Source organism: Aeromicrobium sp., assembly GCF_032084975.1.
Taxonomy (GTDB): Bacteria; Actinomycetota; Actinomycetes; order Propionibacteriales; family Nocardioidaceae; genus Aeromicrobium.
Genome location: NZ_DAMDLR010000069.1, coordinates 1 through 13,132 on the forward strand (window position 1 = coordinate 1; position 13,132 = coordinate 13,132).

11 protein-coding genes are annotated in these 13,132 nt (G+C 70.7%); 7 read left to right on the forward strand and 4 right to left on the reverse strand.

The window, feature by feature from the left end; translation table 11 throughout:
• The 5 genes from infB to RT323_RS13455 all read left to right on the forward strand — a co-directional run.
• Positions 1 to 2,013: translation initiation factor IF-2 (infB, locus tag RT323_RS13435; RefSeq protein WP_313409384.1), on the forward strand; the 2,013-nt coding region annotated here is incomplete at its 5' end.
• 3 nt (positions 2,014 to 2,016) lie between these two features.
• Positions 2,017 to 2,466: a 30S ribosome-binding factor RbfA gene (gene rbfA, locus RT323_RS13440; protein ID WP_313409387.1), complete on the forward strand. Its 450-nt coding sequence runs from the start codon at positions 2,017 to 2,019 to the stop codon at positions 2,464 to 2,466.
• Positions 2,435 to 3,343 carry a tRNA pseudouridine(55) synthase TruB gene (gene truB, locus RT323_RS13445; RefSeq protein ID WP_396172386.1) on the forward strand — a complete coding sequence of 303 codons (909 nt, stop codon included), beginning with the start codon at positions 2,435 to 2,437 and terminating at the stop codon, positions 3,341 to 3,343. Before rbfA ends, truB begins: the two co-directional genes overlap by 32 nt.
• A gap of 20 nt (positions 3,344 to 3,363) precedes the next feature.
• Entirely contained in the window at positions 3,364 to 4,596 is a 1,233-nt protein-coding gene (locus RT323_RS13450) for a phospholipase D-like domain-containing protein (RefSeq protein WP_313409392.1), read from the forward strand.
• A gap of 85 nt (positions 4,597 to 4,681) precedes the next feature.
• Entirely contained in the window at positions 4,682 to 5,239 is a 558-nt protein-coding gene (locus tag RT323_RS13455; RefSeq protein WP_313409395.1) for a hypothetical protein, read from the forward strand.
• 74 nt (positions 5,240 to 5,313) lie between these two features.
• Here the strand turns inward: RT323_RS13455 and RT323_RS13460 are convergent, their stop codons facing one another.
• The 3 genes from RT323_RS13460 to RT323_RS13470 all read right to left on the reverse strand — a co-directional run bounded on the left by RT323_RS13460 (position 5,314) and on the right by RT323_RS13470 (position 7,984).
• On the reverse strand, positions 5,314 to 6,936 hold the full coding sequence (locus RT323_RS13460; protein WP_313409397.1) for a cation acetate symporter: 1,623 nt from the start codon (positions 6,934 to 6,936) through the stop codon (positions 5,314 to 5,316).
• Complete coding sequence (locus RT323_RS13465) at positions 6,933 to 7,295, reverse strand: DUF485 domain-containing protein (RefSeq protein WP_313409399.1); 363 nt, start codon at positions 7,293 to 7,295, stop codon at positions 6,933 to 6,935. Before RT323_RS13465 ends, RT323_RS13460 begins: the two co-directional genes overlap by 4 nt.
• A gap of 182 nt (positions 7,296 to 7,477) precedes the next feature.
• Positions 7,478 to 7,984 (reverse strand): hypothetical protein, encoded by a 507-nt coding sequence (locus tag RT323_RS13470; protein ID WP_313409402.1) that lies wholly within the window; start codon positions 7,982 to 7,984, stop codon positions 7,478 to 7,480.
• Positions 7,985 to 8,118: 134 nt separating this feature from the next.
• Between RT323_RS13470 and RT323_RS13475 the strand changes: the two genes are divergently transcribed.
• Together RT323_RS13475 and RT323_RS13480 are read left to right on the forward strand one after the other, a co-directional pair.
• Positions 8,119 to 9,786, forward strand: coding sequence for an AAA family ATPase (locus RT323_RS13475; protein WP_313409405.1), 1,668 nt, complete (start codon positions 8,119 to 8,121; stop codon positions 9,784 to 9,786).
• Complete coding sequence (locus RT323_RS13480) at positions 9,783 to 11,072, forward strand: 5-methylcytosine restriction system specificity protein McrC (RefSeq protein WP_313409408.1); 1,290 nt, start codon at positions 9,783 to 9,785, stop codon at positions 11,070 to 11,072. Before RT323_RS13475 ends, RT323_RS13480 begins: the two co-directional genes overlap by 4 nt.
• A 9-nt stretch (positions 11,073 to 11,081) precedes the next feature.
• Here the strand turns inward: RT323_RS13480 and RT323_RS13485 are convergent.
• The coding region (locus RT323_RS13485) for an SNF2-related protein (RefSeq protein ID WP_313409411.1) at positions 11,082 to 13,132 on the reverse strand (2,051 nt) is incomplete at its 5' end.

A 13,132-nucleotide genomic window follows, 5' to 3' on the forward strand; every position in this document is an offset into this window, starting at 1 on the left:
GGCGGCGCGGCACGTCCCGGCGGCTTCAGCGGACCTCCCGCGGGCGGTCGCCCCGGTGGACCCGGTCGCAACCAGCGCGGTGGCACCCAGGGTGCCTTCGGTCGCGCCGGTGGACCTGTCCGTCGTGGACGCAAGAGCAAGCGCGCGAAGCGTCAGGAATTCGACCAGATGCAGGCGCCGTCGATCGGCGGCGTGCGCGTCCGCAAGGGCGGCGGCGAGGTCGTGCGCCTGGCGCGCGGCGCCTCGCTGACGGACTTCGCCGACAAGGTCGGCGTCGACGCGGCATCGCTCGTCCAGGTGCTGTTCCACATGGGCGAGATGGTCACCGCGACGCAGTCGGTCAACGACGAGACGCTGCAGCTGCTCGGTGAGGAGCTGAACTACGACGTCCAGGTCGTCTCGCCCGAGGACGAGGACCGCGAGCTGCTCGAGTCCTTCTCGCTGGAGTTCGGCGAGGACGAGGGCGACGAGGCCGATCTGGCCGCCCGCCCGCCGGTCGTCACCGTCATGGGTCACGTCGACCACGGCAAGACGAAGCTGCTCGACGCACTGCGCAAGGCCAACGTCGCGGCCAAGGAGGCCGGCGGCATCACGCAGTCGATCGGTGCCTACCAGGTCACCACCGAGGTCGACGGCAACGAGCGCGCCATCACCTTCATCGACACCCCCGGTCACGAGGCGTTCACCGCCATGCGTGCCCGTGGTGCCCAGGCGACCGACATCGCGATCCTCGTGGTCGCGGCGGACGACGGCGTCATGCCCCAGACGGTCGAGGCGCTCAACCACGCCAAGGCCGCCGAGGTGCCGATCGTCGTCGCGGTCAACAAGATCGACAAGGAAGGCGCCGACGCGACCAAGGTCCGCGGCCAGCTGACCGAGTACGGTCTCGTGCCCGAGGAGTACGGCGGAGACACGATGTTCATCGACGTCTCGGCGAAGAACGAGCTCGGGCTCGACGCGCTGCTGGAGGCCATCGTGCTGACGGCCGACGCCGAGCTGGACCTGCGGGCCAACCCGAACCAGCGGGCCGAGGGCCTCGCGATCGAGGCTCACCTCGACCGCGGTCGTGGCCCCGTGGCCACGGTGCTGGTCCAGCGCGGCACGCTGCGCGTCGGTGACTCGCTCGTCGCCGGTCCGGCCTTCGGCCGTGTCCGGGCGATGCTCGACGAGTTCGGTGCCAACATCGAGGAGGCAACGCCGTCGCGTCCCGCGCTCGTGCTCGGCCTGACGGCCGTGCCCGGTGCGGGTGACAACTTCATGGTGGTCGAGGACGACCGCCTGGCTCGCCAGATCGCCGAGAAGCGTGAGGCGCGCGAGCGCAACGCGCTGCTGGCGAAGCGCTCGGGTCGCCGGACCCTCGAGGACTTCATGTCCTCGATGGAGAAGGGCGAGACCGACGAGCTGCTGCTCATCCTCAAGGGCGACGGCGCCGGTTCGGTCGAGGCCCTCGAGGACTCGCTGGCCGGCATCGACATCGGCGACGAGGTCGCGCTGCGGGTCATCGACCGTGGTGTCGGCGCGATCACCGAGACCGACGTCAACCTGGCGGCGGCATCCAACGCGGTCATCATCGGCTACAACGTCCGCCCGCAGGGCAAGGCGACCGAGCTGGCCGACCGCGAGGGCGTCGAGATCAAGTACTACTCGGTGATCTACCAGGCCATCGAGGAGATCGAGTCCGCGCTCAAGGGCATGCTCAAGCCGATCTACGAGGAGAAGCAGCTCGGCACCGCCGAGATCCGCGACATCTTCAAGTCGAGCAAGGTCAAGGGCGGCAACATCGCAGGCTGCATGGTCACGAGCGGGTCCATCCGCCGCAATGCGAAGGTTCGCATCGTGCGCGACGGCTCGGTCATGGCCGACAACCTCGACGTGCTGTCGCTGCGCCGTGAGAAGGACGACGCGTCCGAGGTCCGCGAGGGCTTCGAGTGCGGTGTCGTGGTCTCGTACTCCGACATCAAGGTCGGCGACGTGATCGAGGCCTTCGAGCTGGTCGAGAAGAAGCGGGACTGAGTCATGGCCAGCCCGCGTCAGGCCAAGCTCTCCGATCGCATCAAGGAGATCGTGGCGGCGATGCTCGAGCGGCGGGTCAAGGACCCGCGGCTCGGGTTCGTCACGATCACGGACGTGCGGCTGACCGGCGACGGTCAGCACGCGTCGGTCTTCTACACCGTCATGGGCGATGAGAAGGCACGTGAGGACACCGCCGCGGCGCTCGTGAGCGCCACGGGACTGATCCGCTCCGAGGTCGGCAAACAGCTCTCGGTCCGGCACACGCCGTCCCTGGAGTTCTTCCTCGACGCCGTCCCCGAGACGGCCCGCGAGATCGAGGAGCTGCTGGCCCAGGCCCGCGAGCGCGACGCCCGCGTCGCCGAGCAGGCCCAGGGCAAGCAGTTCGCCGGCGATCCCGACCCGTACAAGCGGCACGATGACGATGACGACGACGAGGAGCCCGGTGACGACTGAGCCGTCACCGCCCGTCAGCGGTCTCGTGGTCGTCGACAAGCCGGCCGACTGGACGTCTCACGACGTCGTCGGCCGGCTTCGCCGGCTCGCGGGCACCCGCAAGGTCGGCCACGCCGGCACGCTGGACCCCATGGCCACCGGCGTGCTGGTGATCGGGATCAACCGCGCCACGCGGCTGCTGGGTCACGTCGCCGGTGCCGACAAGGAGTACCTCGCGACGATCGCGTTGGGGGCCACGACGGTCACCGACGACGTCCAGGGCGACGTCACCGGCACAGCGGACGCCTCCGGCCTCGACGCCGAGGCGGTCCGTGGCGCGATGGCGCCGCTGACAGGTGCGATCGAGCAGGTGCCGTCGTCGGTGTCGGCGATCAAGGTCGATGGCAAGCGCTCCTACGCCCGCGTGCGGGCGGGGGAGCAGGTCGAGCTCAAGGCGCGCTCGGTCACCGTCAGCACGTTCGAGCTGCTCGAGTTCCGTCCCGGCACCCGTGCCGAGGCGGACGTCCGCGTCGTGTGCTCGAGCGGCACGTACGTCCGCGCGCTCGCGCGCGACGTGGGCGCCACGCTCGGCGTCGGCGGCCACCTCACCAGTCTGCGCCGTACGCGCGTCGGCGGGTTCGACCTGCGGCAGGCGCGCACGCTCGAGCAGCTGGCGCAGGAGCTCGAGGTCGTCGACCTCGACATCGCCGCCCGCGCCACCTTCCCCGTCCTCGACCTGACGGCCGAGCAGGCCCAGGACGTGCGCTTCGGACGGGCCCTCGCCGGCGTCACCGTCGCCCCCGGTGGCCCGTCCGCGGTCTTCGACCCCGACGGCCATTTCCTCGCCCTGTACGAGTCGTCCGCCACAGGGGCGCGTCCCGTCGCTGTGTTCGTCTGACTGCACCTAGGCTGAGGGCCATGTCGTCCTCAACGCACGGGTGGTTCCGCCGGGTCGTCGTGGGGACGCTGTTGCTGCAACTGGCCGCGGCCCTGTCGCTGACGGCCACGACCGCGATCCGCAAGAGGCTGCGCGCGAAGGGCACCACGCCCCTGCCGCGGGTGGAGGCCGAGCACTTCACGATCGGCGGCGGCAACGAGGTCCAGGTCTACGTCTCGGGCGAGGCCCTGTTCGACGACATGCTGGCGGCGATCGACGGGGCGAAGCGACGCATCCTGCTCGAGTCGTACATCGTCAAGGGCGATGCGGTCGGTCGCCGGTTCAAGCAGGCGCTGCAGGCCGCCGCGCGCCGCGGCGTCGAGGTCTGCGTGATCTACGACGGCTTCGCGAACCTCGTCGTCGACCCGCGGTTCTTCGACTTCGGCCCGGACGTGCGCGTCATGCGCTACCCGATCCTGCCGCGCCGGCTGGCGTTCCTCAGCCCGCGCTCGTGGGGTCGTGACCATCGCAAGATCCTGGTCGTCGACGACACCGTCGGCTTCGTGGGCGGCTACAACATCGGCAGCCTGTACGCGACCGAGTGGCGCGACACCCACATCGCCGTGACCGGTCCCGCCGTGTGGGACCTCGAGAACGCGTTCGTCGACTTCTGGAACGACGTCCGGCGGTCCGACGCCCTCGAGCTGTTCTCCGAGGCCACGTGGGACCCGCACGTGCGGGCCCACCGCAACGTGCCTCGGCAGCTGATCTACCCCATCCGCGGGATGTACCTCGAGGCCATCGACCGCGCCACCGAGACGATCGAGATCACGCAGGCGTACTTCATTCCCGACGTGAACATCCTCGAGGGGCTCATCGACGCCAGCGAGCGGGGTGTGCGCGTGCGCATCCTGGTGCCCCGGGTCTCGAACCACGTCGTGGCCGACTTCGTGGCGCGCAGCTACTTCGCCCGCCTCCTCGACGCGGGGGTGGAGATCCTGCGCTACCGCGACCACATGGTGCACGCCAAGACGATGACGATCGACGGCGAGTGGTCGACGATCGGGACCGCCAACATCGACCGCCTGAGCCTGACCGGCAACTACGAGATCAACCTCGAGATCCTCGACGAGACGCTGGCCGCCGGGATGAGCCGCATCTTCGCCCGCGACGCCGAGCGTGCCGAGACGCTCGACGCCGAGGCATGGCGCCGCCGGCCCACCTGGGCGCGCTTCTACGAGAGCCTGTTGCGGCCGTGGCGTCCCCTCGTGTGACCGCTGTCACGAATCTGGCCCGAGTCGCGTCATGACCCGTGCGGATCCTCGTCTCCTTGGCATGAGCCGACGGAACGTGCGAAGCGTGGATCCGCTGTCGCGCCCCCGGTTGACCGTCGTGGACGGGGGTGCGACCGATGAGAGTGCCGCACCCGCCGAGCACGCGGACGCCACCGATGCCCTCGCCACGACCCTCATCGACGCGTTCGGTGACCGGGTCCTGTTCCTGTTCCATCGCCGCATCGCCGGACAGACCGGCGACCTGCCCGTCATCGCGGTCACGGCCACCGGCGTGCACCTCATCGAGCCGCGCTCGTACCCGGGCAAGAAGGTCAGGGCCTGCCGCGACGGCAGCACCTTCGTGATCGACGGGGTGAGACACACCCGGATCGCCGAGCAGATGCAGGAGCACGCCGAGGCGCTGCAGGCCGCCGTGTCGATCGGTCCGCTCCCGGACGCGACCGTGCACAGTCACTACTGCTTCGTGGACGGCGACCTGCCGGTGCGGCCGCTCGAGGTCGGCGGAGTGCGGGTGCTGTCGGTGCGCGGGACGCTCAAGCGGCTGCGCGCAAGCGGCCCCCTCGACGAGCGGGACGTCGAGACCCTGCATCGCGACCTCTCGCGCCGGCTCGTCCGGACCTGACGACGTGGGTCGTCCCCGGACATGACGATGGGGGCGGCCTCTCGCAGCCGCCCCCATCGCCGTCCGTGCGTCGCTCAGTGAGCGATCGCCCTGCCCTCCGCGCCCGCTCCGGTCAGCGAGCGGACCTCCATCTCGGCGGCCTTGTACTCCAGGTGCTCCTTGCTGGTCAGCGTGCCGATGATGCCCAGCAGGAACGACGCCGGGATCGACACCAGGCCCGGGTTGGCCAGCGGGAACCACGACCAGTCCTGGTCGGGGAACATCGCCGTCTCGGTGCCCGACACGGCGGGGCTGAAGATGATCAGGCCGACCGTGATGATCAGGCCGCCGTAGATGCTCCACAGGCAGCCGCGGGTGTTGAACCGCTTCCAGAACAGCGAGTACAGGATCGTCGGCAGGTTGGCCGAGGCCGCGACCGCGAACGCCAGCGCCACGAGGAACGCGATGTTCTGGCCGTTGGCCGCGATGCCGCCAGCGATCGCGACAATGCCGATGACGATGGCCGCGATCCGGGCCACCTTGACCTCTTGGCCCTCCGGTGCGTTCCCACGATGGATCACGTTCGCGTAGATGTCGTGGGCGAACGACGCCGATGCCGTGATCGTGAGGCCGGCGACGACCGCGAGGATCGTCGCGAACGCCACCGCCGAGACGATGCCCAGCAGCAGGGTGCCGCCCAGCTCGTACGCCAGCAGCGGTGCCGCCGAGTTGGCCGCGCCGGGAGCCGCCGCGATCCGCTCCGGTCCGACCAGCGCCGCGGCGCCGTAGCCGAGCGTCAGCGTGAACAGGTAGAACAGGCCGATCAGCCAGATCGCCCACACGACGGACTTGCGTGCTTCCTTGGCGGTGGGAACCGTGTAGAAGCGCATCAGGATGTGCGGCAGGCCCGCGGTGCCCAGCACCAACGCGATCGACAGCGAGATGAAGTCGAGCTTGGTGACCCCGTCGAGGCCGTACTTCTTGCCGGGCTCCAGCGCGGCGCCGGCAGCGGCGCCGTCACCGAGCAGCTCCGAGAAGTTGAACCCGTACTGCCACAGCACCCACACGGTCATGAGCAGGGCCGCGCCGATGAGCAGGATCGCCTTGATGATCTGGACGTAGGTCGTGCCCTTCATGCCGCCGACCAGGACGTAGACGATCATCAGCGCACCGACCGCGGCGATCACGATCGCCTGCCCGAACTCGTCGTTGATGTTCAGCAGCAGTGCGACCAGTCCACCGGCGCCGGCCATCTGGGCCAGCAGGTAGAAGAAGGACACCACGAGGGTCGAGACGGCCGCCGCGGTGCGCACGGGGCGCTCCTGCATGCGGAAGCTCAGCACGTCGGCCATCGTGAAGCGGCCCGTGTTGCGCAGCAGCTCGGCCACCAGCAGCAGGGCGATCACCCAGGCCACGAGGAAGCCGATGCTGTAGAGGAATCCGTCGTAGCCCGTGAGCGCGATGGCTCCCGCGATGCCCAGGAACGAGGCGGCCGACAGGTAGTCGCCCGAGATGGCGACACCGTTCTGGCGGCCGGTGAACGACGAGCCGGCCGTGTACATCTGGTCGGTGCTCTTGTTGGTCCTGCTGGCCCGGATCACGAACACCAGGGTCAGGACGACGAACGCGGCGAAGATCGCGATGTTCAGCGTCGTGTTGCCGATCTGCTCGCTCTCGGTGGCGCGGCCGAGCACGGTCGGCAGTGCGGTGGTGATCATGCGAGGCCCTCGGCTTCCATCTCGTCACGGATCTTCGACGAGCGCGGGTCGAGCTCGCGGTCGGCGTAGCGGACGTAGGCCATCGTCACGGCGAAGGTGGCCACGAACTGGGCCAGGCCGAACACGAGGCCGACGTTGATGTTGCCGACGAGCCGGTGGCTCATCGCGTCGGTGGCGTACGTCGACATGAGGACGTAGACGAAGTAGAACGACAGCGCTGCGACCGTCGCGGGGATGACCCACGAGCGGTACTTGCGGCGCAGGTCCTGGAACTCGGGCGAGGCCTGCACCCGCAGGTAGGCGGCTTCGCGATCGGTCGGCGGGGGTAGGACGGCGTCGGATTCGATCGGGTTGCTCACAGCAACACCTCCACGATGGCGGGGCGGGGCGGACATGACCTGCGTCACGTGACGCCAGTCACATCTGACGCTAGGGGCGGGGGCGTGACGACGGCACCCGCCGACGCGCCGGTCTGCGACGAGCGTGATGATCCTGCGACGAACGGTCGGTCAGGCGGGCGTCGGCGGCGCCGGACGGCGCGTCAGTGCGCCGGGGGAGTGGACCGCAGCTCGGCCGCGAGCGCCTCGACCTGCTCCGGCCCGAGCCGCGCGACGTGGTGTCCGGCGTGCATGACGTAGCGCGCCGTGGTGTGCAGGCTCGCGGGCATGGGAGGCAGCTCTCCGTCGGCCTCCGCGAGAGCTCCGGCGGCGTCGGCGCCCATCAGCTCGCGTCCCAGCGAGGAGTCGCGACCGTCGACCAAGCCGATCCCGGCGCCGACCTGTGCCGCGCTGCGCAGCAGGTCGATGACGTGCGGCAGGTCCTCGGGCGCCGCGTCCACGTCGAGCAGCGGCAGCAGGTGGGCCGTGACGAGATCGGCGACGTCGTGGGCCTCGGGCGAGAAGGCCGCGTCCAGGCCCATGCGATGGGTGGTCGCGGCACCGAACCCGGTCCGCGCCCCCGGGCGGGCGGGAGGCCAGGTCGTGCCGTCGGGGTGCGGCGCCTCCAGCGGGAGGACACGCGGTGCCCTGTGGCGGGTGAACCAGATCACACCCGCATCGTAAGGCCCTCGGGCCGGGTGTGACGCATGGAAAGATTGTGGCTCAAGTCGCGTCATGGGGTTGAGAGTGAGGCGTCTCACTCACGCAGGGCAGCACCGGCCGCGGGCCGGGCGAAGGGAGCAGCGTGAAGGTCGACCGGATCTGGTGGCGCGAAATCGGCGCCGAGGACTTCTACGCCATGGAGAAGTCCTCCCGTGGCCTGCGCGGACGCGCGTCGCTCGAGATCCGGCAGATCGCCGACCTGATGACCTTCCTGGGACGCGACCGCTACGCGGCCGAGCAGTGGGAGGACATCGCGATCACCCCGCGCGTCGTGGGCGACCCCGACACCTCCGCGCCGCTGGTCTTCAAGGCCCACCGCCGGCACGGCATCTACGAGATCGCCGGGCAGAACCGGCAGGACGACCGCCACGAGCGGCACCCCGCCTGGATGCCCGCGCACGGCTGGCCGGACCTGCGCGTCCCCTCGTCGGTCGAGGACGCCAAGGCGATCCTGGCCGAGCTCGGCGGCCTGCACGTCTACGTGGCGCTGACCGCGACCGGCCAGCACTTCGCCGGCTTCACGACCGGGGCGTCCCTGCCGTTCGGGTGGCCGTCCTCGTGCCAGCCCCTGTTCACCGGGTCGGGATCCGGTGTCATCTCGGTCGGCAGCGGCTCACTGCAGGGCCTGACGCCGCTCGCCCGCAAGATCCTCGAGGCCTTCCGCGACCGCAAGAGCGTGCTCGTCTACGGTCCGCCCGCCACCGGCAAGACGCACGCCGTCGCGCAGGTGCGCCAGGTCCTGGACGCGGCGTGGACCGGTGGCGAGTCCATCGAGCTCGACCCGCGCCGGCCCGCCCAGCCGTTCACCTCGGGCTTCGACGCGTCGCCGATCACGACACCCGTCATCACGGACTGGGTGACGTTCCACCAGGACTACGGCTACGAGGACTTCATCGTCGGCCTGCGCCCCACCGGAGAGGGCATCCGGCTCGCGCCGTTCGCGGGTCGCCTGCTCGACCTGGCGATCCGGCTCGAGCGCCAGGGGAACGGATCGGCCCTGTTGGTGATCGACGAGATCAACCGCGGCAACGTACCGAAGATCCTGGGCGACTTCATGACCTACATGGACACGTCGTACCGCCGCAGCGCCGACGGGGACGCGCGCTCGGCGATCCCGGTCAACCTGCCGAAGGTCCAGCGCAGCCCCACCGGAGACCCGGTCACCGAGCCGATCTGGATGCTCTCGGGCGACTCGTACATGCTGCCGCAGCCGTGGTACTTCCCGCACGACCTGCACATCCTGGCCACGATGAACTCGGTCGACCGTGCCGTCGCCCCGCTGGACTCCGCGATCGGACGCCGGTTCGAGCGCATCGACGCCTACGCCGACGTGGAGTTCCTGGCCGACCACCTCGGCGTCAGCCTCGACGTCGTGACCGCGCCCGACATCGAGCCGGAGCAGTGGACGCCGAAGGCCGCGGCGGTCGCCCTGCTGGCGTACCTCAACGACGAGATCACCGAGCGACTCGGCCAGGACTACGAGCTCGGACACCTGTACTTCTGGCGGGTGGAGACATGGGAGGACCTTCAGCGCGTGTGGGATCATGACATCTGGCCCCAGATCCGGGACCGCTTCGGGGCGCGTCCGGACCAAATGGCCGACCTGCTGCGCGTGAACTCGCGCAATGCCCCGCAGAACTATCCCTTCCGCACCCGCACGGTCACGGGGCGCGCCATCGTGGTCGACCCGCTCATGGGTCAGTCCCACGAGGACACCGCCGTCGCGATCGACTTCCTGGTGCGCGGATGAGCGCCGACCTGACCCTCCTCGAGGGCGGCCCCGCCCAGCCGTTCACGGGCAGCGCTTCCGACCTCGACGAGCTGAGGCTGCGTTCGAGCGAGCTGGCCTCGCGACTCGGCCTGGACACCGAGCCCTTCGTCATCGACGAGGCGGCCCGCACGGTGGAGGTCCACGGTGTGGCCGGCTACGTCGCGCTGGGCGACTCGACGATCGAGATCATGCCGTACTTCCTGCGGCACGACCCGGGCTGGCGCGTCTCGCTGCTGACGCTGCTGACCACGGTCAACCGCCTCGAGTGGGTGCCGACCGTCGACCGCGCCAGCCGCCACGCCGGCCTGCCCGACCTGCTCGGCATGATCATGGCGGGCGCGATGTCGCGCGCCTCGACGGAGGGAATGCCGCGCAACTATGTGGAGCGCACGGCGGTCACCGCGTCGATCCGCGGCCAGCTCGACCCGAGCAAGGCCTGGCGACGTGTCGTCGACCCGTACACGGTCGACTGCCGGTTCTCCGAGTTCATCGCCGACGGCCCCGTGGCGTCCGCGCTCAAATGGGCGTGCGACGAGCTGTCCGGCGCGGCGCAGCAGCCGTGGCTGGAGTCCGAGCTGCGCCACTTCGCCGACCTCTTCCCCGAGGCCTCGCGCGAGCTGCCGGCCCCGGCGATCCTCGACGCGGTGCAGCTGACGCCGCAGTTCGGCTTCCTCAGCGACGCACTCGATGTGGCGCGCCTGCTGGCCATGGGACCGCAGAACGGCACGAGCGGCCGGGCGGACGGCCCGAGCCGGGCGTTCCTGTGGAGCACCGAGCGGCTCTTCGCCGACTTCGTCCAGGGCATCGCGGAGCGTGCCGCGCGGGACGCCGGAGCCACGGCGTACCGCGGCACGCAGGCGCGTCGCGTGGCCGACGGCTCCGCGAGCACCGACGCTGTGCACACGGTCCTGGAGTCCGACGCCGAGCTCGTGGCGGTCACGGTGTGCGCCCGGGACTACAGCGACGACCTCGCGGACGAGCTGACGGCGCCCCTCGTGTCGGCCGGGCGTGCCCTCGGGGCGTCGGACGTCGCGATCGTCTTCCCGGCCAGCATGGCGCTGCGACCCGGCACCCAGCTGCGTGTGCGCGAGCCGGGCGGGCCTTCGGTGCTGCACCTGCTGACGATCGACCCGTCGGGCCTGGGCGAGATGGGCGGCATGGCACGTGTCGTGCAGGAGTTCCAGCTCGACCTGTCGATGGTGCTGACCACCGCTCAGCGCCGCGCCGTGGGCTCGCGCTCGCGTCGCGTGGGCGGAGTCGCCTGACGGCTCAGGTCAGAGCCGCAGGCCGACCAGGACCTCGAGCTCGGAGTCGGTCAGCTCCGTCAGCGCGGACTCGCCGGCATTGACGACGGCGTCGGCCAACGCGCGCTTCGAGCTGATGAGCTCGGCGATCGACTCCTCGATCGTGCCCTCGGCCACGAGCCGGTGCACCTGGACGTGCCGGGTCTGGCCGATGCGGTGGGCGCGATCGGTGGCCTGGTCCTCGACGGCCGGGTTCCACCAGCGGTCGTAGTGGACCACGTGGTCGGCCCGGGTCAGGTTGAGGCCGGTTCCCGCGGCCTTCAGCGACAGCACGAACACGTCGGTCTCGCCGCCCTGGAACGCCTGCACCATCCGTTCGCGCCGGGCGACGGGGGTGCCGCCGTGCAGGAAGTCGTGGCGGACCTTGCGCTCACCCAGGCGGCGGGCCAGCAGGCGGCCCATCTGGGCGTACTGGGTGAACACGAGCGCGGCGCCACCCTCGTCGACGATCTCCTCGACCAGGGCGTCGAAGGCCTCGAGCTTGCCCGAGCGCCCGGCCAGGCGGGCCTCCGGCTCGTGCAGGAACTGGGCCGGGTGGTTGCAGATCTGCTTGAGCTGGGTGAGCAGCTTGACCACGAGGCCGCGGCGGCGGATGCCGGTGGACTCGGCGATCTCGGACATCGTGCGCTGCACGACCGCCTCGTAGAGACCGACCTGCTCGCGCGTGAGCGGCACGCGGTGGTCGGTCTCGATCTTCGGGGGGAGCTCGGGGGCGATGCCGGGATCGGACTTGCGCCGGCGCAGCACGAACGGGCGGATCAGCTGGGACAGCTGTGCCGCACGGTCGGTGTCGTGGTCGCGCTCGATCTGGCGTGACCACTCGCGCCGGAACTGCTCGCGCGTGCCCAGCAGTCCCGGAGTCGTCCAGTCCAGCAGCGCCCAGAGCTCGCCGAGGTGGTTCTCGACCGGGGTGCCGGTCAGCGCCATGCGCGCGTCCGAGCCGATCTTGCGCAGCGCCTGGGCGGCTCCGCTGCCGGGGTTCTTGACGTGCTGGGCCTCGTCGGCGACGACGAGGTTCCAGCGGTGCTGGCGCAGCTCCTCGACACTCGAGCGCATCGTGGCGTACGTGGTGACGACGAAGCCCGTCTTGGCGTCGTCGAGGCTGCGCCGCGGGCCGTGGAAGCGCACGACGGGCACGCCCGGCGCGAACCGGGCGATCTCGCGCTCCCACGTGGCCAGCACCGAGGCCGGGCACACCACGAGGGTGGGCTCGGGGGAGTCGAGGTGCAGGTGCAGCGAGATCAGCATGAGCGTCTTGCCCAGGCCCATGTCGTCGGCCAGGATCCCACCCAGGCCCAGGTCGACCAACTGGCTCATCCAGCGCAGTCCGCGCAACTGGTACTCGCGCAGGGTGCCGTCGAGGGCGGCGGGCTGCTCGGCCGGGGTGATGTCGGCGTCCTGCTCCGCCAGGCGGCGGCGCACGTCCTCGAGCCAGCCGACCGTGTCGACCTCGGTGTCGCGGCCGTCGATCTCGAGGCTGCCGGTGACGGCGGCCCGGAGGGCCTCGGCCGGGTCGAGAGTGCGGCCGTGGCCGGCCAGGACGCGCGCCACCTGCTGCTGGTCGACCATCACCCAGCGGTCGCGCAGGTGCAGCATGCCCGACTGCGAGGCGGCCAGCTGCTCGACCTCGACCCGGCTCAGGTGCTCGCCGCCGATCGAGACGCTCCAGTCGAACCGGAACAGCTGGTCGGACGTGAACGCCCGCGGTCGATCGTGCTCGCGCTGCTGCCGGTCGGGGTCGTCGACCCGACTGACGACGCCGGTGGCGCGGACGTCGTGGCGCAGTCCCTCGGGCCACTCGATCTCGATGCGGTTCGCCAGTGCCGACACCAGGGGACGGCCCTGGCCGAGCTGGCCCAGCTCGTCGGGGGAGATGCGGGCGCGGCCGTCGCGGGCCAGCTGCTCAGCCGGTGGCCAGCTGGCGGCGAGCCGCTCGAGCATGGCCTCGAGGGCGGGTCGCGCGGCGGGCCCGAGGTGGTGGTCGTCGCGGGTCAGGACCGTCGAGGCCGGGACGGCGGCAC

Coding starts and splice junctions, on each gene's coding strand:
- rbfA (WP_313409387.1), top strand. CDS start 2,017: ATGGCCAGCCCGCGTCAGGCCAAGCTCTCCGATCGCATCAAGGAGATC.
- truB (WP_396172386.1), top strand. CDS start 2,435: ATGACGACGACGAGGAGCCCGGTGACGACTGAGCCGTCACCGCCCGTC.
- RT323_RS13450 (WP_313409392.1), top strand. CDS start 3,364: ATGTCGTCCTCAACGCACGGGTGGTTCCGCCGGGTCGTCGTGGGGACG.
- RT323_RS13460 (WP_313409397.1), bottom strand. CDS start 6,936: ATGATCACCACCGCACTGCCGACCGTGCTCGGCCGCGCCACCGAGAGC.
- RT323_RS13480 (WP_313409408.1), top strand. CDS start 9,783: ATGAGCGCCGACCTGACCCTCCTCGAGGGCGGCCCCGCCCAGCCGTTC.